The sequence below is a fragment of the Mesorhizobium sp. M2E.F.Ca.ET.209.01.1.1 genome, assembly GCF_004010375.2.
Taxonomy (GTDB): Bacteria; Pseudomonadota; Alphaproteobacteria; order Rhizobiales; family Rhizobiaceae; genus Mesorhizobium.
In genome coordinates, this window is sequence record NZ_SADP02000004.1 from 199,127 (window position 1) to 225,801 (window position 26,675).

The 26,675-nt window shown below is 64.8% G+C and carries 21 protein-coding genes; 6 read left to right on the top strand and 15 right to left on the bottom strand.

What is annotated here, in order from left to right:
• Genes EN852_RS10060 through EN852_RS10085 form a run of 6 tightly spaced genes read right to left on the bottom strand, consistent with a single transcriptional unit; the run spans window position 1 to window position 7,103 of the window.
• Entirely contained in the window at window positions 1-960 is a 960-nt protein-coding gene (locus tag EN852_RS10060; protein WP_127875151.1) for an ABC transporter ATP-binding protein, read from the bottom strand.
• Window positions 957-1,928: an ABC transporter permease gene (locus tag EN852_RS10065; protein ID WP_127875150.1), complete on the bottom strand. Its 972-nt coding sequence runs from the start codon at window positions 1,926-1,928 to the stop codon at window positions 957-959. Before EN852_RS10065 ends, EN852_RS10060 begins: the two co-directional genes overlap by 4 nt.
• Window positions 1,928-2,944, bottom strand: coding sequence for an ABC transporter permease (locus EN852_RS10070; RefSeq protein ID WP_127875149.1), 1,017 nt, complete (start codon window positions 2,942-2,944; stop codon window positions 1,928-1,930). Before EN852_RS10070 ends, EN852_RS10065 begins: the two co-directional genes overlap by 1 nt.
• A gap of 20 nt (window positions 2,945-2,964) precedes the next feature.
• The gene (locus EN852_RS10075; protein WP_127875148.1) at window positions 2,965-4,626 is read right to left on the bottom strand and encodes an ABC transporter substrate-binding protein; all 1,662 of its coding nucleotides are present in this window, start codon (window positions 4,624-4,626) and stop codon (window positions 2,965-2,967) included.
• A gap of 18 nt (window positions 4,627-4,644) precedes the next feature.
• On the bottom strand, window positions 4,645-5,550 hold the full coding sequence (locus EN852_RS10080; protein WP_127875147.1) for a proline iminopeptidase-family hydrolase: 906 nt from the start codon (window positions 5,548-5,550) through the stop codon (window positions 4,645-4,647).
• Between the two features lie 38 nt (window positions 5,551-5,588).
• On the bottom strand, window positions 5,589-7,103 hold the full coding sequence (locus EN852_RS10085) for a leucyl aminopeptidase (RefSeq protein WP_127875146.1): 1,515 nt from the start codon (window positions 7,101-7,103) through the stop codon (window positions 5,589-5,591).
• Window positions 7,104-7,360: 257 nt separating this feature from the next.
• Here EN852_RS10085 and EN852_RS10090 point away from each other — a divergent pair, with 257 nt between their 5' ends.
• A complete protein-coding gene (locus EN852_RS10090) occupies window positions 7,361-8,263 on the top strand; it encodes a LysR substrate-binding domain-containing protein (RefSeq protein WP_127863818.1) in 903 nt (300 codons plus the stop codon).
• 88 nt (window positions 8,264-8,351) lie between these two features.
• Here the strand turns inward: EN852_RS10090 and EN852_RS42235 are convergent, their stop codons facing one another.
• From EN852_RS42235 to EN852_RS10105, 3 genes are all read right to left on the bottom strand, one after another.
• Window positions 8,352-8,819 carry a hypothetical protein gene (locus EN852_RS42235; RefSeq protein WP_246694227.1) on the bottom strand — a complete coding sequence of 156 codons (468 nt, stop codon included), beginning with the start codon at window positions 8,817-8,819 and terminating at the stop codon, window positions 8,352-8,354.
• Window positions 8,820-8,987: 168 nt separating this feature from the next.
• Window positions 8,988-10,202 (bottom strand): MFS transporter, encoded by a 1,215-nt coding sequence (locus tag EN852_RS10100; protein WP_127875145.1) that lies wholly within the window; start codon window positions 10,200-10,202, stop codon window positions 8,988-8,990.
• A gap of 60 nt (window positions 10,203-10,262) precedes the next feature.
• Complete coding sequence (locus EN852_RS10105; protein ID WP_189545805.1) at window positions 10,263-11,252, bottom strand: AraC family transcriptional regulator; 990 nt, start codon at window positions 11,250-11,252, stop codon at window positions 10,263-10,265.
• 244 nt (window positions 11,253-11,496) lie between these two features.
• Between EN852_RS10105 and EN852_RS10110 the strand changes: the two genes are divergently transcribed.
• Both EN852_RS10110 and EN852_RS10115 read left to right on the top strand, forming a co-directional pair.
• Window positions 11,497-13,332, top strand: a complete 1,836-nt coding sequence (locus tag EN852_RS10110; RefSeq protein ID WP_127863816.1) for a monovalent cation:proton antiporter-2 (CPA2) family protein — start codon at window positions 11,497-11,499, stop codon at window positions 13,330-13,332.
• A gap of 10 nt (window positions 13,333-13,342) precedes the next feature.
• Window positions 13,343-13,891: a DUF924 family protein gene (locus tag EN852_RS10115; protein ID WP_127875143.1), complete on the top strand. Its 549-nt coding sequence runs from the start codon at window positions 13,343-13,345 to the stop codon at window positions 13,889-13,891.
• Between the two features lie 10 nt (window positions 13,892-13,901).
• Here EN852_RS10115 and folK read toward each other — a convergent pair whose 3' ends face one another.
• From folK to folP, 3 genes are read right to left on the bottom strand one after another with little or no spacing between them, the layout of a single operon-like run.
• A complete protein-coding gene (gene folK, locus EN852_RS10120; protein WP_127863814.1) occupies window positions 13,902-14,414 on the bottom strand; it encodes a 2-amino-4-hydroxy-6-hydroxymethyldihydropteridine diphosphokinase in 513 nt (170 codons plus the stop codon).
• Window positions 14,398-14,757 (bottom strand): dihydroneopterin aldolase, encoded by a 360-nt coding sequence (gene folB / locus EN852_RS10125; RefSeq protein ID WP_127863813.1) that lies wholly within the window; start codon window positions 14,755-14,757, stop codon window positions 14,398-14,400. Before folB ends, folK begins: the two co-directional genes overlap by 17 nt.
• Window positions 14,758-14,759: 2 nt before the next feature.
• A complete protein-coding gene (folP, locus tag EN852_RS10130) occupies window positions 14,760-15,614 on the bottom strand; it encodes a dihydropteroate synthase (protein WP_127875142.1) in 855 nt (284 codons plus the stop codon).
• A gap of 84 nt (window positions 15,615-15,698) precedes the next feature.
• Between folP and EN852_RS10135 the strand changes: the two genes are divergently transcribed.
• Together EN852_RS10135 and EN852_RS10140 are read left to right on the top strand one after the other, a co-directional pair.
• Complete coding sequence (locus EN852_RS10135) at window positions 15,699-16,319, top strand: DUF922 domain-containing protein (RefSeq protein WP_127875141.1); 621 nt, start codon at window positions 15,699-15,701, stop codon at window positions 16,317-16,319.
• 232 nt (window positions 16,320-16,551) lie between these two features.
• Window positions 16,552-18,036, top strand: a complete 1,485-nt coding sequence (locus EN852_RS10140; protein WP_127875140.1) for an MDR family MFS transporter — start codon at window positions 16,552-16,554, stop codon at window positions 18,034-18,036.
• Window positions 18,037-18,064: 28 nt separating this feature from the next.
• Here EN852_RS10140 and EN852_RS10145 read toward each other — a convergent pair whose 3' ends face one another.
• From EN852_RS10145 to EN852_RS10155, 3 genes are all read right to left on the bottom strand, one after another.
• Complete coding sequence (locus EN852_RS10145) at window positions 18,065-19,096, bottom strand: NAD(P)/FAD-dependent oxidoreductase (protein WP_127875139.1); 1,032 nt, start codon at window positions 19,094-19,096, stop codon at window positions 18,065-18,067.
• An 89-nt stretch (window positions 19,097-19,185) separates the two neighbouring features.
• Entirely contained in the window at window positions 19,186-19,506 is a 321-nt protein-coding gene (locus EN852_RS10150; protein WP_127863808.1) for a 2Fe-2S iron-sulfur cluster-binding protein, read from the bottom strand.
• Between the two features lie 99 nt (window positions 19,507-19,605).
• Window positions 19,606-19,974 (bottom strand): Hpt domain-containing protein, encoded by a 369-nt coding sequence (locus tag EN852_RS10155; protein WP_127863807.1) that lies wholly within the window; start codon window positions 19,972-19,974, stop codon window positions 19,606-19,608.
• A 300-nt stretch (window positions 19,975-20,274) separates the two neighbouring features.
• Between EN852_RS10155 and EN852_RS10160 the strand changes: the two genes are divergently transcribed.
• Window positions 20,275-26,607, top strand: coding sequence for a kinesin (locus EN852_RS10160; RefSeq protein WP_127875138.1), 6,333 nt, complete (start codon window positions 20,275-20,277; stop codon window positions 26,605-26,607).
• The last annotated feature ends 68 nt before the right edge of the window (window positions 26,608-26,675 follow it).

A 26,675-nucleotide genomic window follows, 5' to 3' on the forward strand; every position in this document is an offset into this window, starting at 1 on the left:
TCATGCCTGTGCCACCCGAAAGCATGCTGCCGCGTGGGCGCCTTTGCCGAGACCGGGCTTATCGGCCTCGCAAGGCTCGTAGCGGACCGGACAGCGCGGACCGAAGGCGCAGCCTTGCGGCAGCCGCAGCAAGGACGGCGGCGAGCCGGGGATGGCCGGCAGGCGCCGGGGTTTCTGGCCGGTCAACGGCGGAATCGAGCCGAGCAGCGCGCGCGTATAGGGGTGTCGAGGGTCGGAAAACAGTTCCGTGCGCGTACCGCGCTCGACAACCCGGCCTGCATACATGACCATGACGCGGTCGGCGAGCTCGGAGACCACGCCCATGTCATGCGTGATGAAGACTACCGCCGATTTATGCGTCGCGCGCAATTTGCGCACGAGGTCGAGAATGCCGGCCTGCACGGTGACGTCGAGCGCGGTGGTCGGCTCGTCCGCAACCAGCAGCGCCGGATCGCAGCACAGGGCCATTGCGATCACCGCCCGCTGCCGCATACCGCCGGAAAGCTGGTGCGGATAGCGCGACATCGCCTCGCGCGGATTGGGGAAGTTCACCTCCGCCAGCAGCTCTTCGACACGCGCCATCGCCTTGGCTTTGCTGACGCCGCGATGCGCCCGGATCTGTTCGGCGATCTGCCAGCCGATCGTGTAGACCGGCGTCAGCGCCGTCATGGGATCCTGGAAGATCATCGCGATCTCGTTGCCGCGCAGGCGACGAAGCTCGCGCGGCGGCAGCCCCACCAGCTCTCGGCCCTTATAGCGGATCGAGCCTTCGATGGTGGCGTTCGGGTCGGTGATGAGCCCCATGACGGCGAGCAGCGACACCGTCTTGCCGGAGCCGGATTCGCCGACGACGCCAAGGATCTCGCTTTCCTCGAGGTCGAAGGAAACGCCGTCGATGGCGCGCACCGGCCCGTCATGGGTGCGGAAGGATACTCTGAGATCGCGCACAGACAGGATCATGATGCCCTCAGGCGCGGATCGAGGAGGATGTAGACGAAATCGACGACGGCGTTGGCGATGACCACGAACATCGAGGCGTACATGACCGTCGCCATGATCATCGGCAGGTCGAGGTTCTGCAGCGCGTCATAAGTGAGCTTGCCGATGCCGTGCAGGCCGAACACGACTTCGGTCAGCAGAGCCGAACCGCCCACCAGCGCGCCGAAGTCAAGGCCGAACAGCGTGACGAAGGCGATCAAAGAGGTGCGCAGGGCGTGGCGGAACAGGATGCGGGTCTCCGACAGGCCTTTGGCGCGGGCGGTGCGGATATAGTCTTCCTGCATGGATTCGATGATGGCCGCGCGCAAGACGCGCCCGTAAATGCCGATATAGAGGATGGCCAGCGTGATCCATGGGATGACCAGCGTCAGGAACCAGCCCTTGGGATCGTCGGAAAAGTTCTTGTAGCCGAGCGGCGGCACCCAGGAGAACGCCCAGCTGTCGTGGTAGCGGCTCTGAGTGATCAGGTTCATCACCTCGCCCAGCCAGTAGACCGGCATGGAAATACCGAACAGGCCCAGCGCCATCAGCAGCTTGTCCAGCCAGCTGTCACGGGTGGCCGCGGCGGCGATGCCGATGATGATGGAGACGACCACCCAGAGGATCGCCGCGCCGAACACCAGCGACAGCGTGACAGGGATCGAATCCAAGACCGCCGGCACGACCTTCCAGCCGCGATTGACGAAGGAGGTCAGATCGCCGGTGATGAAGATCTTCTCCATCATGCGCGTGTATTGCACGTAGAGCGGCTGGTCGAAGCCGAAGCTGTGGCGCACCGCCGCCAGCACCTCAGGCGAGGCGTTGCGGCCGGCGATGCGCGCGGCGGGATCGGCGCCGGGCGTGGCGAAGAAAATCAGGAAGACGATGACCGAGATGCCGAACATCACGAACAGCATCTGACCGAAACGGCGAAGGATCGCATAAAACATCAGTCGCGCCCCAGCCGGACCTTGGAACGCGGATCGAGCGCGTCGCGCAGACCATCGCCGAAGACGTTGAGCGCCATGACCGAAACGGCGATCGCCAGGCCGGGCACCAGTGCCACCAGCGGCCGCGTGTAGAGCAGCGCCTGGCCGTCCTGGATGATGGTGCCCCAGCTCGCCGCCGGCGGCTGCACACCGATCGACAGGAACGAAAGCGCCGATTCCGTCAGCATGTTGAGCGCCATCATCAGCGGCACGAAGACGATGAGCGTAGTGGTGATGTTGGGCAGGATGTCGCGCCACAGGATGCGCCAGCCCGGCACGCCGAGATTGATCGCGGCAAGCACGAACTCGCTGTGGCGCAGCGCCAGAACCTGCCCGCGGATCGGACGCGCCACATAGGGTATATAGACAATGCCTATGATGACGATCGGCAGCCATAGGCTGCCCGATTGGATCTCGATCGGTCCGATCGCGATACCTTGCGCGATGGTGACGATGGAGAGCGAGATCGCCAGCAGGTAGATCGGGAATGCCCAGAGCACGTCGAGGAAGCGCGACAGCACCGTATCGGTGATGCCGCCGAAATAGCCGGCGATCAGCCCCGCCAGCGTGCCGAAGATCAGCGTGAAGATAGTGGCCGCGCCGGCGATCAGCAGCGAGTCCAGCCCGCCATAGAGCAGCCTTGCCATGACGTCGCGGCCCTGGCTGTCGGCGCCGAGGAAGTAATTGCCGAGCCGCCAGGTCGGACCGATCGGCGTGTAGCCAAGCCCCAGCCCCTCGGTCGATTGTTCCATCACCGGAACGTCGGCGCCGTCGATCTGGATGACGGCGTCGAGCGTCGAGGCGAACGGGTCGGTGCCTGCCCATTTCGCGTAAAGCGGCGCGCTGAAACAGGCGACAACGATGATAAGGAACATGGCCAGGGACGCCATGGCGGCCCTGTCCGTTGCCAGCTTCGCAAACGCGACGGCCCAGGGCCCTCGCGTCTTGCGCGGCATGGCGGCGACTTGGCTGGACACGATGTGCCTTCCGCGGTTCGTTACTGCACCCAAGACTGGGTGATAATCCAGTTGAACTGCGGGTTGAACTTGAAATTGCCGATGCGCTTGCTGACGAAATCGAGCCGCTTCGGCGTGAAGAGGCCGACCGCCGGCGCCTTGTCGGTGACCTGCTTGTCGATCGCGGCCCACAATTTGTCGGCCGCCTTCTGGTCGGTGACGCCGAGGTCCAGCGCCTTCTGCATCTGGGCGTCGATATCCTTGTCGCAGAAGCCCGAGATGTTGATCGAAGCGTCCGAGCCTTCGCGATAGGAGGCGCAGCTGAACAGGATGTTCAGGAAGTCCGACGCGGCCGGGTAATCCTTGTACCACTGGCTGACGGACATCTGCACTTTGTTGTTGGTGTTCTGGATGTAGGTGAACTGCAGGTTGGACGAGATCGGCTTGACGTCGGCGACATAGCCGATGCTGGTCAGCACGCTCTGCAGATAGACGCCGATCGACCGCGAGATCTCGGTATCCTCGACGATGATGGTCACCTTCTGACCCTTGGTGCCCGATTCCTCGACGAGCTGCTTGGCCTTGTCGACATCCGGAGCCGACCATTTGGCGCCAGGGTTCTTGGTGAAGGGGCAATAGTCCTCATGTCCGGGGAAGTCCGGCGGCAGGACCTGGCAGACCGGCGAGGCCAACACCTTGCCGCCGAACAGCTTGACCAGCGTGTTGCGGTCGACGGCGTAAGCGACGGCCTGGCGGGCCTTTTCATTGTCGAACGGAGCCATGCGGGTGTTCAGCGGCGCGTACCACCAGGCTGAAAGCGGCGAGATGTGCAGCTGGTCCATGGACTTGCTGCCAAGTTCGCCGAGACGATCGCTGGGCAGCGCGTCGAACATCCAATCCGCTTCGCCGTTCTGGATCGCGGTCACGGCCGCCTCTTCCGACAGACCGAAATCATACTGCACAACGTCCGGATAACCGTCCGGCTGCGCTTCCTCGCTCCACTGCTTGAAATTGGGGTTGCGGGAAACCGTCATGCCTTTGTTGGGATCGAAGGCCGAGATCATGTAGGGGCCGGTGCTGGGGATCGGCTTGGAGCCCATATCCTCCGCCGGCGTGTCCGACGGCAGGATCACGGCGTGCGGCAGGGCCAGCTTGTAGAGGATCTCGGCATCCGGCTTGGTGAGATGGAGGGTGATCGTGCCGGCCGCCTCGTCGGCGACGACACCGCCTTCCAGCGTGCAGCTCTTGGTGTCGGCCAGGCATTTGTCGGCACCGACGATGCCGGCATAGAACGTGCCCGACGTCGGCCCGGAGATCTTGAAGATGCGCTGGAAGGAGGCGACGACGTCCTTCACGCCGAGATCGTGGCCGTTGGAGAACTTGATGCCCTTGCGCAGCTTGAAGGTGTAGGTCTTGCCGTCATTGCTGACCGTGGGCAGCGCCTCGGCGAGGTCCGGAACGATGCTGAAGCCGTCGACGCCCTCAGCCTTGCGGAAGGTGACCAGGCCGTCATAGATCGGCTGGTACATCTGCCAGCCCTGGTCGGTGTAGTTGATGTGCGGATCGAGCGTTCCGGCAGCCGAGCGGGCGAGCAGGCGGATGGTGCCGCCTCGGTGCTCCTTGAGATATTCAGCCTGCGCCGGAGCCAGCCACAAGCCGGCCAGCAAAGCCGCGGCCGAAGCCGCCAAAAGAACTTTCTTCATGTCGTCATTCCCCTTTTCTCAGTTGTCGTTGTCGTCCAGGAAGCCTCCCACCAGTCGCATGCACGCCTCTTGCTCCTCGACATGCGGCATGTGGCTGGAATGCTCGAATATCCGCCAGCGCGATCCCTTGATGCCGTCCTTGAATGGCTGCACGGTCGCGGGCGTGGCTTCGTCGTAGCGGCCGGAGATGAGGAGTGTGGGAACCTCGATGGCCGGCAGGCGGTCGATGACGCTCCAGCTCTTCAGCGTGCCGATCACGTGGAATTCGTTCGGGCCGTTCATCACATTATAGACGGTCGGGTTGCGAATTATCTGGGCGAAGGTCTCGGTCACCTCGGGCGGGAATGGCAGCACCCGGCAGACATGCCGCTCATAGAACCGCATCGTCGCTTCCTGGTAGGCCGGATCGTCCGTCGTGCCGGCCTGTTCGTGCTTCGTCAGCGTCTCCTGCACGTCCCTGGGCAGATCGGCGCGCAGCCGGTTGGCTTCCTCGACCCAAAGCTTCATGGAAGCCGGAGAGTTGGCGATGGTCAGCGACTTCAAGCCTTTCGGCCGGGTGACACCATATTCGGCGCCCAACATGCCACCCCAGCTCTGCCCGAGCACATGGAAGCCGCCGCGGATCCCAAGATGGTCGACGAGGTTTTCCAATTCGTCGATGAAGAGCCCGGGCGTCCAGAAATCGGCGCCCTTCTGCGGCAGCAAGGTGGAGTTGCCGCAGCCCAACTGATCGTAATGGACGACCGCACGGCCGCCTAAGGCGAGAAGCTTGTAGGCGTCGACGTAGTTGTGCGCGGCACCCGGCCCGCCATGCAGGATCACGACGGGCGCCTTGGCGGCATCGAGCTCGCCGCTGATCCGATACCAGGTCTCATAGGCGCCGAAGCCGGCCCGACCTTCCTTGCTGACGATCTCGGACGACATCCCGGTTTCCTGCTTGGTTGAAGACATCTCGCTGCCGCCTAGTTCGCCGCCAGGCCGGACTGCACCCATTCTTCCAGCATCTGCACGCCGAAGGCCGTGGCGCCCTCCCGGCCCAGCGGCCGGTCCTTGTCGGCCAGTTCCTTGCCGGCAATATCGAGATGCACCCAGGGACGGTCTTCGGTGAAATTGCGCAGGAACGCCGCGGCATAAGGCGCGTCGCCGTCTTCCATGTCCTTGGCGTGGTGGCGGATATCGGCGAAGGGCGATTGCAGCCCTTGGTCATAGGCCCGGTCGAGCGGCAACTGCCAGAACCGCTCGCCGACCTTTTCCCCGGCCGCGATCATCCGCGCGGCGATCGTGTCGTCGGTGCTGAAAAGACCGGCGAACACCGAGCCGAGGCCGCGCATCACCGAATAGGTCAGCGTGGCCAGATCGACGATCACCGACGGGTTGAAGCGCGAGGCGGCGTAATAGAGACAGTCGGCCAGGATCAGCCGGCCTTCCGCATCCGTGTCGAACACTTCTACCGTCTGTCCCGACGCCGTCGTGATGATGTCGCGCGGCTTGAGCGCGGTGCCCGACGGCATGTTCTCGGCGATGCCGAGCACGCCGACGGCATGCACCGGGCTGCCTTGCCGGGCGAGCGCGATCAACAGGCCGACCACGGCGGCGGCCCCGCCCATGTCGGCCTTCATGTCGAACATCTGCTCGCCGCGCTTGATGCACAGGCCGCCGGAATCGAAGCAGACGCCCTTGCCGACGAAAGCCAGTGGCTGCGCCGGAGCGCCCTTGCCGCGATAGCGCAGGACCGCGACACGCGGCGGTCGCGCCGACCCCGACCCGACGGCCAGGATCGCATTCATGCCAAGCTCTTTCAGCCGCGCCGGGTCGAGGATCTCGACATCGATGCCGGCCTCGCGCAGCGGCTCCAGATGAACATGGAAATTGTCAGGGTGGAGATGGTTCGGCGGCAGGTTGACCAGTGTGCGCGCATATTCGACGCCGTCGGCAATCGCGTTGACCCGCGCCAGAGCCGAGCCCAGTTCCGGGCCGGCGGCGCCGATCAGCTGCACCCGCAATGTGCGATCCGCGCCTGCCCCTTGCCGCCGGTTGCGCATGTCGAAACGATAGCGCCGCAGCCGCATGCCGAGCGCGACCCGCGCCAGGATTTCCGCCGCGGGCAGGTCCACACCGGCGACTGGGTCCAGCACCAGAGTGGCCGTGCATTCGCCCTTGCCTTCCAGATGCGCTGCAAGCAGACCGCCGGCCCGTGCCAGGGAAAGCGTGGTTACGGTCTCGGCTCTGCCCAAAGCCAACACCACCACGCGCCGGGCCGATACTGCCTTGGGGGCAATAACGTCGACGCAGGCGCCGGACTCCTCGAGAGCGCCGCGGTCGGAGCAGGCGCGGGACAAGATCCCGTCCATCTCGGCATCGAGCGCCGCTGCCCGGAGGCCAAAACCGTCTTGAGCGGGCTGCAGGATCACGACGACCGCGGTTTCGGCGGAAATCTCGTCCGCCGCTTCGAAGACCGGCACCGGCGACTGAGGCATAAAGCTCGTTCTCCCATTTGCGGGTCGGCTCCTGCCAAGTCGGCTGCGTTACCGCAAAGCCTCTCCTGCCAGCGGTGAAACCGGTGAGGCCGGTTTGCACCGTTGGGGAAATGGTATCGGAGTACCCGGATAATTGTTTTCTGACGGCGGCTTAGTCGCTCTTGCCATTTGGGTATCCCCGAAACCGCCAGGCGATCAAACGCCAATTTTGCCCAAGTCGATTGACAAAAACTCAACTGACAATTCATGATTGGGCAATGGCCCTGCCTTCACTCAACGGCATGCGCGCTTTCGAGGCCGCCGCGCGTCTCGGCAGCATCAAGGATGCCGCGGAAGAGCTGCATTTGACGCCCTCCGCCGTCAGCCGCCACATCCGCGCGCTGGAAAGAAACCTTGGCCAGGATCTGTTCGTGCGCGGCTTTCGTCAGATAACGCCGACCATCAGGGGCTCATATTATGCGCGCAGCCTCTCCGAGGCATTCGAGGCCATCTGGCGGGCCACCGGCGATGTCAGCTTTGTTGACGGGCCGGGGCATGGCAGGACTCAGCGCGTCAGAGTGCTCTGCGTGCCGGCGGTCCTGAATCTCTGGCTGGCCGACCGGCTGCCGAATTTCCGTAAGCTGCACCCGTCCGTGGACCTGGAGATCTCGACATCGGGCAAGCGCGCCAACTTCGATTTGGCCATTGTCGACGAGTTCGTCTACAAGGCCGGCCCGGCCCTGACGCTGCTGATCCCACTGGTCCTGACCCCGGTCTGCGCGCCGTCGCTGCTGGAAGGGCCGGTGCCGCTCAGAACACCCGCCGATCTGGTCAATCATCACCTGATCCACGAATGCGAGAGCATGCGCTGGCGGCGCTGGCTGGAGCAGGAAGGCGTCCTCGACACCACGCCGAAATCCAGCACGACGCTCGATGACTGTACCTTGATCATGCGCGAGGTGATAAACGGCGCCGGGATCGCCTTGGCCGACACCATGATGGCGCAGGATCTTCTGCAGCAAGGCAGGCTCGTCGCCCCGTTCAGCGCCCGCCACACCTATCCCGCCGGCATTTACCTGCATCAGCGGCGCAGCATCGGCAACAAGCCGGCCACCGGCCTTTTCCAGGACTGGCTGCTGTCGGAGGTCGCCGACCACAAACGGGCAATGGCGATAGCCTGAAACGTCTCTGGAAGCTCGAAGCGGAGCGCAAAACAAAAAAAGGCGGCGGCCGCCTGGCCACCGCCTTCGCATTACTCGACGGCTGCGCTTAACCCTTGAAGGCGGCAGTCAATTCGTCATAGGCCTTGCAGGCCTCGTCGAGCGTCGTCGCGCCCTGGTACTTGGCGGTCACGGCCTGAGCTTTTGCGGTCAGGTCGGCGGCCTTGCTTGGATCCTTGGTGATCGCCGCCTGAAGTGCGGCAGCCATGTCCTGCGCCTTCTTGGCGGCTATTTCCTGCGTGCATTCCGGCCCCTTGGAGCAAGCCGAGGCGGCCAACGCCGCAACACCTACGGCGACGAGCAAAAACTTCTTCATGTCAATCATCTCCTCAAAAAGGCGGCCGCCCATCGCAGCCGCCTCCAATGGCCGAAGCCCAAAGGCCAGAGCCAAGCGTGCCTTAACCGCTGATTGTGGCGGCACGCAACGACCGGGCCGCATAAACTTGTGTAACCAGGCTGCAATATCGCGGCGGTCCGGATTTGAGGCGGCATAAAAACAACCTAAAGCGCGGCGCATGAGGCCGTTCAGGCGCGACGCGCTTCAGAACAATTCCAGGAAAAGTGTGAGGCGTTTAGGTTCGGCGACTTCGCCGCAACCTTCCGTTCGGAATTGTGTAAAAACAAAGAGATAGAGCGTCTCATCGTTTTCGTGAAACGGTGAGACGCTCTAGGTCTGCAGCGAAGTTCACCCGCGAGGCTGCAGCAGCGCCAGCATAACTGTCGATGCGGCAAGGACGACGGTAAGGGTCAAGGGCCCCGTGGCGCCATAGGTGTCCACGACATAGCCGCCTACAACCGCGCCGGTGGTGATGGCAACCTGGAAAGAGACGACCATCAGGCTGCCCGCCGCTTCCAGCGCATCAGGTGCCGCGCGCGACAGATTGGTCGGCAGCACCACCGGTGCCATGCCGAATGCCAAGCCCCAAAGCGTGACGAATCCGAAGGCAACTGCGATGTGCACGCCCCAAAGCACCAATGCCAGAGCAGCAAACGCCATCAGCGCCGCGGTGCCCACGAGAGCCATGCGGATATTGGCGTCGGCCATGCGGCCGCCGGCAACATTGCCGATCACGGCGGCGACGCCAAATCCAAGCAGGGCCAAGGCGATTGGTCCGGTTGCCAGGAGCGTCACGTGCTCGAGGAACGGGCGCACATAAACCGAGCCGGCAAAATGCCCTGTCATCAGCAGAAGGATGGCCAGCATGCCGAGTTGAATGCCACGCCGCCGTGTCAGCCGAAATACATCCGCAAGACTATTGCTGGCCGTGGCGGGCAAGGTCGGCAGGCTTAGCAACTGCAGCAGCATGGCAATCACGGCCAGCCCCGCTGTCAAGGCCATGGCGCTGCGCCATCCCAGCCAGTCGCTGATCAACGCGCCCGCCGATGGTGCGGCAATGGTGGCGAGCGAGACGCCGAGGGTGACGATGCCCATGCCCCGACCTGTCGCACTGGCGCCAACCAGCCTGGCCACGACGGCAACCGAGAGTGCCCAGAAGGCGCTGAGAGCGATTCCGAGCCCGGCCCGGCCCAGCAGCAACAGCCAGAAATTGGGTGCCAGCGCTGCAAGGAGGTTGGAACCGACCGCCAAGGCGCTGAGGCCGACCAGCACCGTCTTGCGATTCAATCGGCCGATGAGAACATTGCTCAACATGGCCGTCACGGCTCCGACCGAAGCGGTGGCGGTGACGACCTGTCCGGCCGTTCCTTCGCTGATGCCGAGATCGCGCGCCATTGGCGTCAGCAGGCCTGCCGGCAGGAATTCGGCTGACACCAGGGCAAAGCTGGTGGCCGCCAATGAAATGACCGAGAACCAGGTGGCTGCGTTCCACGTGGTTGGCGCCGCGGTGTCGAGGTCTAACGCCGTGTCTTCGTCGTCAAGCTGTAATGTTGTGTCTGTCACTGAAAGATCTCCAAGGTCTGGACATCTTAAATAGACGAGTCCATTCGGATGATATGCATCTTAAAATCCGAAATTCATGTCCGCTCGTCCGGAAATTGTGCGACGCACAACGCCTGGCGAGACATTGGTGATGCGTTTGAACGCGCGCGCGAAGGATGCTTCGCTATCATAGCCCAAACGGGTAGCAACCTCCGCAACCGACAAGCCGTTTTGCCCCAGCAACTCGCGGGCAAGCTGCATGCGCAGACGGGCGAGATAGTGGACGGCGCCCTCCCCTAGCACGGCGCTGAAGCGCTCGGCGAAAATCGAGCGCGATTGGCCTGCCAGGCCGGCAAGGCTTTCCAAGGTCCAGTTATGGCCGGGGTCTCGGTGCATGGCTGCCAGCGCGCGGCCGATATGGGGGTCGCGGATGGCGGCGAGCCAACCGGTGGTCGAGGCTCCCGTGCAATTGACCCAGCAGCGGATGAGCCGGGCTGTCAGCAAATCCGCCATGCGCGACAGAATCGTGGCGCTGCCCATCTGCGGCTGCGCGGCCTCGGCCGTCATAGCCGCCAGCAAAGGACGCATGACCGGGTCATTGCCGGCCACATCGCAGCCTTTGATGATCGGCGGCATCAACGTGATCAGTGGATTGAGCGCACAGACGCCCAAGGCCATGGAGCCGCAGAAAAGAGTGCTTGTCGCGCCCGTCCCTTCCCGCACCACCTCGCAAACATTGCTCCCCAGCTTGGTCACCTGGCAGCCCTCGAGCGAGTCGCCGACGACGTCCGGCGCGCTGGCAAGCCGATGGGCGATGCCTTGCGGCAGCAGCGCCAGATCGCCATCGCGCAACTCCTGCCAGCCTTCCGCTTCGGTATAAATCCAGCACGGACCCTGGCCGACAAAGTGAAAGCGAAGCAGCTTCTGTTGCGGAAGGGCGATGCTCCATGGATGTCGGAGCTCGCAGCGGCCATAGTTGACCCCGCTCAAGTGAAAATCCTGCAGGACTTCGCTGAGCGCATCCATCGGGATATGGGACGCCGAAGAGGGGCGGGACGAATAGTCAGACATTTTGCCATTGTATATGCCGAACGTCCGGCAGGCAAGCCGAGCCCGCTTCAAAGGCACCCTACCCTTCCAGTCAGTCTGCCCGCCCTTGCCTCCCGCTGCCGGTGCATGCAAGGAGTGCTTCCAACGCATGTCGCCCAGAAGTGTGCAGCGGTTCCGGGACAACGACATGCATCAAAGCAAAGACCTAAAGCGCATCGCCTGAGGCTTTTCAGGCGACGCGCTTTGGAGCAACAGGATGACAGGCATGGCAGCTGAAGCGTCGAGCAGCGATCTGGTGCAGGTGGTGGCGCTGCTCGCCGCGGGCGTGGTCGCCGTGCCGATCTTCAAGCGTATGGGGCTGGGCTCGATCCTCGGCTATCTCGCCGCCGGCGTGGTCATCGGCCCGTTCGGCTTGCGCGTCTTTTCCGAATCGGAATCGATCCTCCACGTCGCCGAGCTCGGCGTCGTCATGTTCCTGTTCATCATCGGTCTCGAAATGCAGCCGTCGCGGCTCTGGAGCCTGCGTCGCGAGATCTTTGGACTAGGCGCCCTCCAGGTCGGCGTTTGCGCGGTCCTGCTTACGCTGGTCGGACTGGCTGGAGGCTTTCCCATCGCGCAGTCCTTCGTTGCCGGCGCCGGCTTCGTGCTGACCTCGACCGCGATCGTCATGCAATTGCTGGAAGAGCGCGGCGAGATCGCCACGCCGAAAGGCCAGCGCATCGTCTCCATCCTCTTGCTCGAAGACTTGATGATCGTGCCGCTGCTGGCGCTGGTGGCGTTCCTCGCGCCCGGCGGTGCCGAGACCAGTTTTTCGGAGCGGCTGACCGAAGTCGGCATCGGCATCGCCGCGATCGTCGGACTGGTCGTGGCGGGCCGTTACCTGCTCAATCCGCTCTTCCGCGTCCTGGCGGACGCCCGTGCCCGCGAGGTCATGACCGCCGCGGCCCTCCTGGTGGTGCTGGGATCGGCTCTCGCCATGCAGCTCTCCGGCCTGTCGATGGCGATGGGCGCCTTTCTCGCCGGCGTGCTCCTGTCGGAATCGACTTTCCGACACCAGCTCGAAGCCGATATCGAGCCGTTCCGCGGCATCCTGCTCGGCCTGTTCTTCCTCGCCGTCGGCATGTCGCTCGACCTTGGCGTCGTCGCCCAGAACTGGCGGCTCGTCGCCATCTATGTCGTCGCCTACATGGTCATGAAGGCGCTCGGCATCTACATCGTCGCGCGCATCCTGAAGAGCGGCCACCGCGAGGCGCTCGAACGCGCCGTCTTCATGGCGCAGGGTGGCGAGTTCGCCTTCGTGCTGTATTCGTCCGCGGCCGCGGTCGGCATCATCGACGGCCAGGCCAACGCCACGCTCACGGCCATCATCATCATCTCGATGGTGCTGACGCCCTTGGCGATCGTGGCGCTGCGCTACCTGACCCCGCGCGACGAGCAGTCCCTCGACGGTGTCGATATCGCCGACGGCCTCACCGGCAGCGTGTTGATCATCGGTTTCGGCCGTTTCGGCCAGATCGCCAGCCAGCCGCTTTTGCTGCGCGGGATGGACGTCTCGATCATCGACAATGAGGTGGAGATGATCCAGGCCGCGGCCGATTTCGGCTTCAAGGTCTATTATGGCGACGGCACGAGGCTGGACATCCTGCACGCTGCCGGCGCCGGCCGGGCCCGCGCGGTGCTGATCTGCGTCGACAAGCCGGACGCCGCCGTGCGCATCGCGCAGCTGATCAAGGCCGAATTCCCGCTGGTTACCATCCTGGCGCGCGCCTTCGATCGCGGCACGGCGCTGCAGCTGGTGCGCGCCGGCGTCGACTATCAGCTGCGCGAGACCTTCGAATCGGCGTTGGTCTTCGGCGGCTCGGCGCTGGAGGCGCTAGGCGTCGATCCGGAGGAAGTCGCCGAGGTCATCGAGGATGTGCGGCGCCGCGACGAAGCGCGCTTCGAGACGCAGCTGGCCGAGGGCGTGCGCGCCGGCCAGCGTTTCCTCAAGGGCAATATCGGCACGCCGATCCCGACGCCGCTGACGCAGCCGCGCCGCGCCGGCCGCGCGCTGAACCAGGAAACGGCCGTCGTGCTGAACAAGGCAGAGACCAACAACTGAAGGGCAAGGCATGGCAGAGCTCGATCCGCGGGCGCTTTCCGTCACCAAATTCTGGCGCGATGCCGGCGAAGACGCTTGGTTCGAGAAGAACGATGCCTTCGACGCCGATTTCCGCAGCCGCTTCCTGGAGCTGCACTACGCAGCCGCACGGCGCGAATGCGACGACTGGAACGCCCATGCCGAAGGCTCATTGGCGCTGATGATCCTGCTCGATCAGTTCCCGCGCAACTGCTTCCGCGGCACCGGTCACATGTGCGCTACCGATCCTCTGGCCAGATACTTCGCCGAGAAGGCAATAGCCGCCGGGCATGACCTGAAATTGGAGGAGCTGGTCCGCGTTTTCCTCTATCTGCCCTTCGAGCATTCCGAAGTGCTGGCCGACCAGGAACGGGCAGTGCAGCTCATCGCCACCAGAGCTCCGGGCGATCTCAAATATGCGGAAGAGCACCGCGACATCATCCGGCGCTTCGGACGCTTTCCGCATCGCAACCGGATGCTTGGCCGCGCGACGACGGCCGACGAACAGGCCTTCCTGGACGGCGGCGGCTTCTCCGGCTAACCGGCCGATCTTAGCCGAGCCACCATTCCCGGCCGGACGGCAGCCGCTCGATGCCGGACGTATCGACGGCTTTGAGCCGCTCCGAGACGCTCCTGCTGCCGACCGAAAGCCCGGGCGCGATCTCGGCCAATGGCGCCAGCACGAAGGCGCGCTCCAGCATGCGCGGATGCGGGACTTCGAGCCCGGTCTCGTGGATCACCCGGTCGCCGAACACCAGGATGTCGATGTCGATCAGGCGCGGCCCCCAGCGCTCCTCGCGCACGCGTTTCAGCCGCCTCTCGACGTCGAGGCAAAGGTCGAGCAGCGCGCGCGGCGAGAGCGCCGTCTCGATCGCTGCGGCGGCATTGAGGAAATCGGGCTGGTCGAGCTTGCCCCAAGGCGGCGTGCGATAGAGCGAGGAGACGGCGGTGACGCGCGTCGCATCGTCGCCGTCCAGTATACGCAACGCCGCGCCCATGGACTTCGCCGGGTCGCCAAGATTGCCGCCGAGACTGAGATAGACGACGCTATTCTGGCCAGACAACGGTCACCTCGACATAATCGAGCACGCCCGGCACCGGGGCGTTCGGCTTGCGCACGGTGATCGCGGCCTTCCTGATCTGCGAGAACCGTGCCGTCAGTGCCTTCGCAACCTCTAGCGCCAGCGCCTCGATCAGGAACCGGCGATGTCCGGTCACGATCTTCTCGATGACCGCGAAGGCAACACCGTAATTGACGGTATCCTCAATGGAATCCTCCGCCAGCGGCCGGCTGGGCTCGACGGTCAGCTCGGCATCGACGTAGAAACGCTGGCCAAGCGTCTCTTCCTCGTCCAGCACGCCGTGGCGGGCGAAGAAGGCGCAGTTCTTCATGCGGATGACGTACATGATCAGGGTCCGGGAGGAAGCTCGGTTTCGCGGGCAAGCATAGCATCGGTCAGCGCCAGCGCGTCCACGTTGATTGCGACATCGTGGACGCGAAACAGGTCGGCTCCCTTCAAGCGCAGGATGACGCTCGTCGCCGCCGTGCCAGCGGCCCGATCGCCAGGCTCGCGCCCGGTGGCGCTGCCGATGAAGCGCTTGCGCGATGTTCCCGCCATCAGCGGATAGCCGAGTGCCTGAAGCTCGGAAAACCGCGCCATCAGGTCGAGATTCTCTTCCGCAGTTTCCTTGGCGAAGCCGAAGCCGGCGTCGAGCACGATCTGGCTGTCGGCGACATTGGCGGCGCGCGCGATCTCCAGCGATTTGCGCAGGAACAGGAACTGGTCCTCGATCACGTCCGGCAGCTTCTGCCGCTCGCGCCCGGTATGCATGATGATCAGCCCGGCGCCGGTCTCGGCTGCGACGCGCGCGATGCCAGGCTCGCGCTGCAGGCCCCACACGTCGTTGACGATATGGGCGCCGGCGGCGAGCGCGCGCCGCGCGGTATCCTCGCGATAGGTGTCGACCGAGATCAGCGCCTCGCCAGACGCCGCGAGCGCGGCGATGACCGGCAACACGCGCCCCTGCTCCTCTTCAGCCGTGATCGGCGCGAAACCAGGCCGGGTCGATTCCCCGCCGACATCGATTACGGCGGCGCCCTCTTTCACCATGCGGCGCGCCTGCTCCAGCGCCTTCTCAGGCGCGATGAACAAGCCGCCGTCCGAAAAACTGTCGGGCGTCACGTTGAGGATGCCGACGACGACCGCCTTCGGTCCGAGGTCGAGATAGCGCCCATGCGCCAGCTGCCATCGCCTTGTCGTCATTGTCCATCAACCATGCGTGATCCGCCGGAAATCAATTCCGTTGCGCTGGCGACGGCCCTAAAGCAAGGTGCGTGAAGAGGCAATATGATGAACCGATCCCTGCTCTGCACCTTGATGCTCGCCTTGGCCGCCACGCCGGCCGCCGCTGCGAATCTGGTGAAGACCTACAGCTATTTCAGCGTCGGCGGCCGCACGCTCGACGATATCCAGAACCAGCTGTCCAGAAACGGCCCTGAGGTAAAGAGCACCGGGTCGCGCCATCCCGGCGCCACGCAGATGGCCTTTACCACCCGTATCAGCTACGCGCAGAGCGCCGAATCCTGCCGCATCGCCGACGCGGCCGTCACCGTGAAGGTCAAGGTGATCCTCCCGGAATGGCGGCGCCCGCGCAAAGCCGATCCGGACGTCAGGCTGTTCTGGGACACGCTCTCGGCGGATATCAAGCGGCATGAGGAGCGCCATGTCGAGATCGCCAAGAACCATGCGCGCTTGCTCGAGGATACGCTGAAGGCCAGCCCCGCGCAAAAGACGTGCGAACAGGCAAAGGCGGAGGCCGCGGCGATCCAGGCAGCCGAGCTCGCCAGGCACGATCAGGACCAGGTGCGGTTCGACCGCGTCGAGGCCGTCAATTTCGAAAGCCGTATCATTCGGCTGATGCGCTATCGGATGGAGCGCACTGAAGCCGGCCAGTTGCCGCCGCCCTGACAGAGGCAAGGCCATCCGGGCCAATTTCGTCCAAGCATCGTGCCAGGTCGGAAAAACTTTCGAGCGGCGGTCGAAATCGGCCTATACCGACCGACATATAGCGGGTTCGAAATATCCAGGTCTTGAACCAACCCGAGCCTCGGACATCGAAGAGAAATGACAGGCGCCAGGCGCAACGGACCGGCCAGGACCGCCTTGGCGCACTGAGCATCAGCCTTTGAAAGAATGACGCATGGACCAGACCGTCGAGAACCAGGCGATGGCGCCGAAAGCCGCGCCGCTGATAAGCGAGAGCGAGAAGAACGCCATCATAGGCGGCGTGCTGTTGTCGATGCTGCTGGCGGCCCTTGACCAGACAATCGTTGCTCCCGCGCTGCCGACGATCGCGCGCGCGCTCGGCCATGCCGAGTATCTGCCGTGGATCGTCACGGGTTATCTTCTGACCGCGACGGCGATGTCGCCGCTCTACGGCAAGATCTCGGATGTCTATGGCCGCCGTCCCGTCATCTATGCCGCGATCCTGATCTTCCTGCTCGGATCGCTGGTCAGCGCGCTGGCGCCCAACATGCTGGTGCTGGTCATCGGCCGCGCCATTCAGGGTGCCGGTGGCGGCGGTCTCTTCGCGCTGGCCCAGACGGTCATCGGCGATCTCGTGCCGCCGCGCGAGCGCGCCCGCTACGCCGCCTGGATCGCCGGCACATGGGCGGTCGCCAGCGTCGCCGGCCCGCTGCTCGGCGGCGTGTTCGCCGAACACCTGCACTGGTCGCTGATCTTCTGGATCAACCTTCCCATCGGCTTCCTGGCCATGGCGATCATCAACAACCCGCTGAGGAAGCTGCCGATCGCAGCCAAGAACCATAGCATCGACGGGTTGGGCGCCGGGCTGCTGGTTATCGCGACGTCGCTGCTGCTCCTTGCGCTCAACTGGGGTGGCAGCGCCTATCCCTGGTTCTCCCGCGAAATCCTTGGGCTGGTGGCCTGCTCGGCCCTGTTCTGGGCCTTCTTCGCGCTGAGGCTGCTCAAGGCCGCCGAGCCATTGATCTCGCTCGACGTGCTGGGCAACCGGATCGTGCTCGCCGGCACGCTATCGATGTTCCTGCTGCAGGCGGCAAACATCGGCGCCTCGGTTTACCTGCCGGTCTACCTGCAGTCGGTGGTCGGGCTTTCGGTCAGCCAATCCGGTACCGCCATGCTCGGCCTCCTGCTCGGCACGGTTGCAGGCGCCACTTTCAGCGGCCGCATGATCCCGCGTTTCGTCCACTACAAGCGCATTGCCATGATCGGCGTCAGCCTTGCCATCGTCTGCATTGGCGTGCTCAGTGCCATTGCGGGACACGCCTCTCTGCTCGAGGTCGAAATCCTGACGACACTGATCGGCCTTGGCAGTGGCACGACTTTCCCGGTCAGCACCATTTCCGTGCAGAACGCCGTCGATCGCGCGCATCTCGGCGTCGCGACGGGCGTTCTGACTTTCCTGCGCACGCTAGGCGGCGCGCTCGGCGTCGCCATGCTCGGCGCCGTCGCGCTTGGTTATGGGCTGCCCTTGGCAGCCGAGGGCTCGCAGACTCCTATCCAGCTGACATCGGCGATGCCGTTCGTGATGATCTTCCTCACCGCCGGCGTCACGCTTGTCCTGGCGCTGATCGCGCTGGCGCTTATGCCGGAAAAACCGCTGCGCGGCCATGACGAGCAAGCGGCACCCGTGCTCGCGGAATAGATCTCCTTGAGGTGTGTCGAGATTCAGGTCAGTCGTGGACGCCGAGCTTCTTCTGCAAGCTGGTCGACGAGGTCGTGTACTGGAAGACGATGCGCTCGCCCGGGCTGATGATGCGCTTGGCGGCCTGCGCCATCAGCGCCACCTCGTGGAAGCCGGACAGGATCAGCTTCAGCTTGCCCGGATACCAGTTGATGTCGCCCACCGCAAATATGCCCGGGATCGACGACTGGAACTTCTCGGTATCCACCGGGATCAGGTTCTCGTTGAGGTTGAGGCCCCATTCGGCGATCGGTCCGAGCTTCATGGTGAGGCCGAAGAAAGGCAGCATGCGTGTGCATGGCACTTCGACGTCGCCGTCCGGACCGCCCTTGATGGTCGCCGATGACAACTGGCCGTCGGCCCCGGCAAGCCCGCTGACCTGACCGACCAGGAACTTGAGCTGCTTCATCTCCTGCAAGGCATACATCTTGTTGACGCTGTCGGGCGTCGCCCGGAATTCAGGGCGGCGATGCACCAGCGTCACGCTTTTGGCGATCGGTTGCAGGTTGAGTGTCCAGTCGAGCGCCGAGTCGCCGCCGCCGACGATGACGAGATCGTGGCCGCGAAATTCCTCCATGCGCCGAACCGAATAAAAGACGCTCTTGCCTTCATAGGCCTCGATGCCCGGAATGGGCGGGCGCTTGGGCTGGAACGAGCCGCCACCGGCGGCGATCACCACCACCTTGGCCTCGAACAACTCGCCCTCGTCGGTGGCGACGCGGAAGCTGCCATCGTCGAGCTTTTCCAAGCTCGACACCATGCGGTTGAAAGTGAAGTCCGGCTTGAACGGATGGATCTGCTCCATCAGCTTGTCGACCAGGCCCTGCGCGGAGATCATCGGCCAGCCGGGAATGTCGTAGATCGGCTTTTCCGGATAGAGTTCGGCGCATTGGCCGCCCGGACGGTCGAGGATGTCGATCAGATGACACTTCATGTCGAGCAGGCCAAGCTCGAACACGGCGAACAGACCCACCGGCCCTGCCCCGACAATGAGAACGTCCGTTTTGATCGTATCGGTCATGCGCTGCGCCCCGTTGGCAAACGGTGCGAGACTGCATGAGCTATCGACCGCTGCCAAGCAGCCAGCGCGAAGAAAACTGGAAGTCGACTTTAACCCTGGCGCTCGGGAACGCGCACGACCAAGCCATCCAGCGCGTCGCGCACCTTGATCTGGCAGGAGAGCCGGGAGTTCGGCCGGACGTCGTAGGCGAAGTCCAGCATGTCCTCTTCCATCGCCTCCGGCTCGCCGACCTCGGCCGTCCATGCCTCGTCGACATAGACGTGGCAGGTCGCGCAGGCGCAGGCGCCGCCGCATTCGGCCTCGATGCCGGGCACCGCGTTGCGGATCGCGTTTTCCATGACGGTCGAGCCATTTTCGGCCTCCACGTCGAATTGGGTCCCGTCATGGGCGATGTAAGTCAGCTTGGTCATTAAGTCACCTGAGGAGTCGCGACGGAGATAATCACTCCACCGGACAAGTCAACTGCGGCGCGAAAGCGCCACGAAATGACGTTTTTCAAAAAGATAGTGCTAGCGGCTGATGCCCGCGATGAAGTCGCGCACTTCCTCGATCAGCATGCCGAGCCGCTTGAGCGCCCGGACATCTTCCGGCTGCTTCTCGATGATCGCCGCGCATTCGGCGACCGCGAACGCGCCGATGCCGCGCGCCGAGCCCTTCAAGCCGTGCGCCAGAAGTATCCTCTGCCTGGCGTCGGCATCCGCGATCTGGTCGCAGACGGTGAGCGACTGCTGCACGAACAGCGCCAGCACCTCCCGTTCGAGGTCCCGGTCACCCATTGTCTGGCGCGCCAGATGGCCGAGATCCACAGGTCTGGCTCCAGCCGTTCCGGAGGCATCTCCCCCCGGCATGGAAAACGCAATACCACTTTCGCCACGCATACGCACTGCAACTCCATAAAGCGGGCAGATGAGCCCAAGAAAATAGGCGATTCCGGTCGCCAACGGGTTAACGATTGGAGGGGAAAATGTTGTCACGGAGGCGACCGGATCACGCTTCCGTTAACCTTATATTTAAAGTTTTACGTATCGCCCGGAATGCATGTTTTCTTTACCCCAGTGTGTCATTACGGTACGAAGGTCCATTTTTCAGCCTCCTGCTCGGGATATACAAGCCAGAATCGGGCCAGAATCAGGCCAAAATCATAAGTCCCGCGGCAGCTAGTACAGGGTAGCGAAGGCATGGCTAAGAAACCAACGACGACCAAGTCTCTCGACAGCGACGTAGCCGCGGAATTGGAAAAGGCGCTTGACCTTGACCTTGGTGGCGACGAAGGCGGCCTCGACATGGCGGCGTCGATGGAGGACCTCGAAGCGCAGATCTCGGCGGCGGCCGACGAGCTGGCGCGCGAAGGTCGCAGCCAGCGGACAGAGCCGGCGAACAACCCTCAGCCCTCCACCCCCCAGCCTCCAAGGGCGCCCGCGCCCAAGCCAGCCGAGTTGCGCCCTGTCGAGCCGCGCAACGGACAACCGTCCGGCTTCACGCCGCCCGCTGGCTTCACGCCCGCCAATGACGACCGCCAGAAGGACTACAAGACGCTGCTGCACAGCCTCAACCGGCGTGCATCGAGCACCGTCTACTGGGTCATCGCCTTTATCTCACTGGCCTGGATCGCCGGCGCCGGCGGCCTGGCCAATCTCCTGTTCGGCTCGGGCATCTGGAAGATCCGCACCTTCGACCAGTTCTTCGCCCGTCCCGAGCTGATTGGTCTCGCGGTTGCCGCGATCGTTCCGGTCATCCTGTTCTGGGCGTTCGCCGCCATGATCCGGCGCGCGCAGGAAATGCGCATCGCCGCGCAGTCCATGACCGAGGTCGCCTTCCGCCTGGCGGAGCCGGAAAACCTCGCCCAGGACCGTGTCATGATGATCGGCCAGGCCGTTCGCCGCGAGGTGGCGGCAATGGGCGAAGGCATCGAGCGGACGCTCGCCCGCGCCGTCGAGCTCGAGACGCTCGTCCACGGCGAAGTCACCCAGATCGAACGCTCCTATTCCGAAAACGAGGCCCGTATCCGTTCTCTGGTCGATGGTCTGGGCAGCGAGCGCGAGGCGGTCGTCACCCATGCCGAGCGCGTGCGCGCCTCGATCGCCAGCGCGCACGAGACGCTGCGCGACGAGATCGGCGCGGCCAGCGACATCATCCGCGACTCGATCCTCAACGCGTCGACCAAGCTGTCGATGACGATCAACAATTCCGGCGACACGCTGATCGATCGCATCAATGAAAGCTCGACGTCGATCTTCGATTCCGTCGAATCGCGCCTGGACAACATCACCGACCGGCTTTCGACGTCCGGCGAAGCCTTCGCCAGCCTGCTCGACACCCGCATCGCCAAGCTGACCGACACCACGGACGGCCTCACCCGCTCGCTGACCGACCTGCTCGACGACCGCACGAATGGGATGGTCTCACTTCTCGGCGGCGCTGCCCGCACGCTGAACTCCGAATTCGAGGCGAGCCTCAGCGGCATCGAACGGACGCTGGCCGAACGCGGCCAGGCGCTGATCAGCGAATTCCAGACCCGCGCCGAAGCGCTCGACACCGGTACGCAGAAACTCAACGCCGCCCTCGAAGCGCGCGCCCGCCAGATCAACGAGACGATGGTGGAGCGCGCGAAAGAGATCGCCCACGCCTTCGCCGAGAGCAAGGACACGCTGTCGGCGATGATCGATCAGGGCAAGACCCAGATCGGCGCCGATATGGCCGATATCATCTCGTCGACCTCCTCCATGCTGGAAGCCCGCGCCACCGACTTCGCCGGCCGCATGGAAGCAGCCCGGCATGTCGTGTCGCGCTCCTTCGATGCCGACATCCAGCGGCTGGCCGATGCCCGTGTCGGCATTGAGGAAGCCGTCGAAAACCACAGCCGCGCGCTTTCCGAGAGCCGTGAACGCATGGCCGCCGCCATGCAGGAGGACCTGGCGAAATTCGCCGAGGGCCGCGCCGAGATCGATGCCGCCGTCACCAACCAGGTGCAGAAGCTGGCCGAGGGTCGCAACCTGATCTCGCGCGCGCTGGAAGAAGACCTGCGCAAGGTGAACGAGTCGCGCGCCGCCATCGATGCATCGCTTGGCAGCCATCTGGAACAGCTCGAAGAGGGTCGCAGCCGCCTCTCCCAGGCCTTGAACGAAGACTCGGGCAGACTCGTCCAAGCCCGCTCAATGATTGACGAAATGGTCGCCGGCCATGTCGGGAAACTGGCCGAGGGCCGCAACATCCTGGCGCGCGCCCTGGAAGCCGATCTCGGCAAGCTGCAGGACAGCCGCGCCTCGATCGACGGCCTCGTCGCCGGCCAGGTTGAGAAGATCGCCGAGGGCCGCGCCGTGCTCGCCAAGGCGCTCGAAACCGACATCATCGGTATCAGGAACCTGATCGAGACCCATTCGACCAAGCTCGCCGAGGACCGCGGCGAACTCAGCCGCGCGCTTGAAAGCGATCTGAGCGGCATCCGCGGCCTGATCGATGGCCACGCCGGCAAGCTTGCCGAAGACCGCAGCCTGTTGTCGCAGACGCTGGAGGCCGACCTCGCCAAGCTGGCCGAAAGCCGCGCCTCGATCGACGGCCTCGTCGCCGGTCAGGTCGAAAAGCTCGCCGAGGGCCGCGATATCCTCAAGCGCGCCTTGGAGGCTGACATCAACACCATCAAGGGCGCCATTGCCGGCCACTCCGAGAGGGTGCTTGACGATCGCTCGCAGCTGTCGAAGGCCCTCGAAGCCGATCTGCAGGCCGTCAGCGGCGCCATCGCCGACCATCAGAACCGGCTCGTCCAGGACCGTTCGGTGCTATCGAAGTCACTGGAGGACGATCTCGCCAAGCTGGCGGAGAGCCGCTCCTCGATCGACGGGCTTGTCGCCGGCCAGGTCGAAAAGCTCGCCGAGGGCCGCGACATCCTCAAGCGCGCGCTGGAAGCCGATCTCAACACGATCCAGGGCGCGATCGTCGATCATTCGCAGAAGATCACCGACCACCGCGCCGACCTTTCGCGCGCGCTGGAGGCCGATATGGCTAGCGCCAGCGGCCTCATGCAGACCCACGCCGACCAGCTGTCGCAGAACCGCGCGAGCCTGTCCAAGGCGCTCGAGGATGATCTTGCCAAGCTGGCCGAGAGCCGCTCCAGCATCGACGGCCTGGTCGCCGGCCAGGTCGAGAAGCTGGCGGAAGGCCGCGATATCCTCAAGCGCGCGCTGGAAGCCGACCTCGCCAAATTGGCCGAAAGCCGCGCCTCGATCGATGGCCTCGTTGCCGGCCAGGTCGAGAAGCTTTCGGAAGGCCGCGATATCCTCACGCGCGCCCTTGAAGCCGATCTTGCCAAGCTTGCCGAAAGCCGTGCCGGCATCGACGGCCTCGTCGCCGGCCAGGTCGAGAAGCTCGCCGAAGGCCGCGACGTGCTAACGCGCGCCCTTGAAGCCGACCTCGCCAAGCTTGCCGAAAGCCGTTCCGGCATCGACGGGCTCGTCGCCGGCCAGGTCGAAAAGCTCGCCGAGGGCCGCGATATCCTCAAGCGCGCCCTTGAAGCCGACCTTCAGAAGCTGACCGAAAGCCGTTCCGAGATCGACAACGTCATCGCCGGCCACGTCGGCAAGCTGTCCGAAGGCCGTGACATGCTGGCCCGCGCGCTTGAGGACGATCTCGCCAAGCTCGCCGATGCGCGCAAGGACGTCGACCGTTCGGTGTCCGGCCATATCGACCAGATCGCCGCCAGGAGCGGCGACATCTCGGCTGCCATCGCCGCCGATGTCGAGAAGATCGAGCAGGCCTTCAGCCGCCAGACCGGTGTCATCGAAGAGCGCGCCAGCACCATGGAGCGCGCGCTGTCGACCGGTGTCGACAATGTGCGCGGCGTGCTGGAGAAGACCGCGGTGTTCGTGGCGGGCGCGTTGCGCGACAAGGTCATGGAAGTCACCAGCACCCTGCATGAGCAGGCCGGTGCGGCCTTCAGCGATGCCGATCGCAAGATCGCCGAGCGCGCCGAGCAGACCTCCGCCGCGCTGCTTGCCAGGGCCGAGGACATTGCCCAGGCCTTCGAGGCGGCCGACCGTCGCCTGCACGAGCGTGCCCAGGATACGTCCAACATGCTGATGGCGCGCGCCGACGATGCGTCGAACGCGCTCATGGCTCGCGCCGAGGAAACCGCCGACAAGCTTGCGACGCGCGCCGGCGAGATCGCCAGCGCCTTCGACACGGCCGACCAGAAGCTGGTTGCCCGCGCCGTCGAGACGGCGCAGTCGCTGGCCGCCCGCGCCGGAGACATCCTGCGCAACTTCGAGGGCGCCGACGAGCGGCTGTCGATGCGCATCACCGAATCGGCCGAAGCGTTGGCCGCCCGCGCCAGCGATCTCGGCCGCATCTTCGACGGCGCCGACCAACAACTGATGGCGCGCATTGCCGAGGGTTCGGAAGCGCTTTCCGCCCGCGCCGGCGAGATCGGCCGGATCTTCGACGACGCCGACAACCGCCTGGTGTCGCGCATCGCCTCGACCAGCTCGACCATCGGCGGGCATGCCGACACGATTATCGGCGCCTTCGCCGCCACCGAACAGCGTGTCGCCGACCGCGCCCGCCAGACCGGCCAGGAGCTCGCCGTGCACGCCCGCGAGATCGAGCAAGCGCTGGCCGGCGCCGACGAGCGGCTTGCCGCAAGCGCCGCGGCTGCCGCCGCGCGCGTCGAGGACCAGGTCGCGAGCGTGGAAAACCGCCTCGCCTACACCGCCGAGACGATGGGCCAGAAGCTCAACGAGCAGGTCTCCAGCGCCGAGGCCCAGCTGATCTCGCGCGCCAACGTCATCGCCGAGACCTTCACGGCGGTCGGCCAGCATATCGGCCAGAGCACCAACGAGGCCGCGCGCACGATCGGTGCCAACACCCGCGAGCTCAACACCATGCTCGCGGCGCGTTCGACCGAGATGGCGAAAATCCTCGACGAGACGGCCAAGCCGCTGGTCGAGCGCTTCGCCCAGGGCGGCTCCGAACTGCAGCGCGGCATGGAGGAGGTCGCCGAACGCGCGGCCGAGAAGCTGCGCAGCGAGAACACGAACCTCGTCAATGCTCTCGCCAGCCGCACGGCCGAAACGCTGTCGGCCGTCGAAGGCGCGCGTTCCTCGCTTGCCGACAGCGTGACCGATCTCATCGGCCGCATGACGACCTCCAGCGCGCAGCTTGGCCAGCTCATCGAGCAGGCTGCCGTCAATCTCGGCCAGGTCGAGGAGCGGCTCTCCGGCAGCACGCAGAGCTTCGCCGCGACCACGGAGAAGGCCGCCCAGACCTTCGCCAGCTCGGCGCGTCTGGTCGATTCCAACACGACGCGGCTCACCGACCTGTCCTCGGCGACGCTGCGCGAGGTGGCCTCGATCGCGACCAAGTTCGACGAGCACAGCCGGCTGCTCTCCAGCGCCTCGAATTTGCTCAGCTCCGCGCAGAGCAACCTCGAGCACACGCTGGAGCGTCAGTCCTCGCTGGAGGACCTCGCCGTGGGCCTGGTCAAGAAGTCGGAAGACCTCGAAAAGGTGATGCGTTCCTTCGAAAGCCTCGTCGGCCAGACGATGCAGACCGCGGAAGGCCGCACGATGGAGTCGGCGGAAAAGATCCGCACGGCGATCGCCGAGGTCGTCGATTCGGCAACGCGTCGCTTCGCCGACGCCACCGAGGAGATGCGCCGCACCGCGAGCTCGATCAAGAGCGAGCTCGACCTGACCCGCGCCGAACTGAAGAAGGGCGTCATCGAGATGCCGGAAGAGGCCAAGGAATCGACTTCGGCCATCCGCCGCGCCGTCTCCGAGCAGATCAATGCGCTCAAGGAACTGTCGGATATCGTTGCGAAATCCGGCCGCAGCGGCAGCAGCGAACAGGGCGAACCGCGCGGTCTGCGCCCTGCTCCGCAGCCGGCGCCGGCCCGCGCCGCCGAACCGCCGCTGCGCCGTCCGCCGGCTCCGCAGCCTCAGCCGCAGCCGCAACCGGCGCCTCGCGCTCCGCAGGCGCCGCTGGCCGAGACCACGCTGCGTGGCACGCTCGATCTCGAACGCCCGGCCGATGCGCAGCGCCGCGAGCCGAACGGCAAGCCCACGCAGGGCGGCTGGGTGCGCGACCTTCTGACCAACGCCTCGCGCGAGGAAGAGCTGCGGCCGGCGGCGCCGGCGGAAGCGCCGCGCGCGACGCCTGCCCAGCGCTCGCCGCTGCATGTCATGGAGTCGCTCAACTCGCTCTCGGTCGACATTGCCCGCGCCATCGACCACGACGCCTCGATCGAGCTCTGGAACCGCTACCGGCGCGGCGAGCGCGACGTGTTCACGCGCCGCCTTTACACGCTGAAGGGCCAGCAGACCTTCGACGAGATCCGCCGCAAGTATCAGGCCGAGGCGGAATTCCGCGCCGCGGTCGACCGCTACTGCGAGGATTTCGAGAAGCTGCTCAAGGATGTCTCGCGCAACGACCGCGACAACATCATGGCGCAGACCTATCTGACGTCCGACACCGGCAAGGTCTACACCATGCTGGCCCACGCCAGCGGCCGGCTGCACTGACGCGGCCAAGCGGAATCAGAAACTAAAAAGGCGGGTCTCGGCCCGCCTTTTTCATGTCCACGATGTCG

Excerpts from the sequence above, each read along its gene's own strand:
- EN852_RS10060 (WP_127875151.1), bottom strand. The coding sequence starts at position 960 with ATGATCCTGTCTGTGCGCGATCTCAGAGTATCCTTCCGCACCCATGAC.
- EN852_RS10065 (WP_127875150.1), bottom strand. The coding sequence starts at position 1,928 with ATGTTTTATGCGATCCTTCGCCGTTTCGGTCAGATGCTGTTCGTGATG.
- EN852_RS10075 (WP_127875148.1), bottom strand. The coding sequence starts at position 4,626 with ATGAAGAAAGTTCTTTTGGCGGCTTCGGCCGCGGCTTTGCTGGCCGGC.
- EN852_RS10080 (WP_127875147.1), bottom strand. The coding sequence starts at position 5,550 with ATGTCGTCCGAGATCGTCAGCAAGGAAGGTCGGGCCGGCTTCGGCGCC.
- EN852_RS10085 (WP_127875146.1), bottom strand. The coding sequence starts at position 7,103 with ATGCCTCAGTCGCCGGTGCCGGTCTTCGAAGCGGCGGACGAGATTTCC.
- EN852_RS10090 (WP_127863818.1), top strand. The coding sequence starts at position 7,361 with ATGGCCCTGCCTTCACTCAACGGCATGCGCGCTTTCGAGGCCGCCGCG.
- EN852_RS42235 (WP_246694227.1), bottom strand. The coding sequence starts at position 8,819 with ATGCGCCGCGCTTTAGGTTGTTTTTATGCCGCCTCAAATCCGGACCGC.
- EN852_RS10105 (WP_189545805.1), bottom strand. The coding sequence starts at position 11,252 with ATGTCTGACTATTCGTCCCGCCCCTCTTCGGCGTCCCATATCCCGATG.
- EN852_RS10110 (WP_127863816.1), top strand. The coding sequence starts at position 11,497 with ATGGCAGCTGAAGCGTCGAGCAGCGATCTGGTGCAGGTGGTGGCGCTG.
- EN852_RS10115 (WP_127875143.1), top strand. The coding sequence starts at position 13,343 with ATGGCAGAGCTCGATCCGCGGGCGCTTTCCGTCACCAAATTCTGGCGC.
- folB (WP_127863813.1), bottom strand. The coding sequence starts at position 14,757 with ATGTACGTCATCCGCATGAAGAACTGCGCCTTCTTCGCCCGCCACGGC.
- folP (WP_127875142.1), bottom strand. The coding sequence starts at position 15,614 with ATGACGACAAGGCGATGGCAGCTGGCGCATGGGCGCTATCTCGACCTC.
- EN852_RS10135 (WP_127875141.1), top strand. The coding sequence starts at position 15,699 with ATGATGAACCGATCCCTGCTCTGCACCTTGATGCTCGCCTTGGCCGCC.
- EN852_RS10140 (WP_127875140.1), top strand. The coding sequence starts at position 16,552 with ATGGACCAGACCGTCGAGAACCAGGCGATGGCGCCGAAAGCCGCGCCG.
- EN852_RS10145 (WP_127875139.1), bottom strand. The coding sequence starts at position 19,096 with ATGACCGATACGATCAAAACGGACGTTCTCATTGTCGGGGCAGGGCCG.
- EN852_RS10150 (WP_127863808.1), bottom strand. The coding sequence starts at position 19,506 with ATGACCAAGCTGACTTACATCGCCCATGACGGGACCCAATTCGACGTG.
- EN852_RS10155 (WP_127863807.1), bottom strand. The coding sequence starts at position 19,974 with ATGCGTGGCGAAAGTGGTATTGCGTTTTCCATGCCGGGGGGAGATGCC.
- EN852_RS10160 (WP_127875138.1), top strand. The coding sequence starts at position 20,275 with ATGGCTAAGAAACCAACGACGACCAAGTCTCTCGACAGCGACGTAGCC.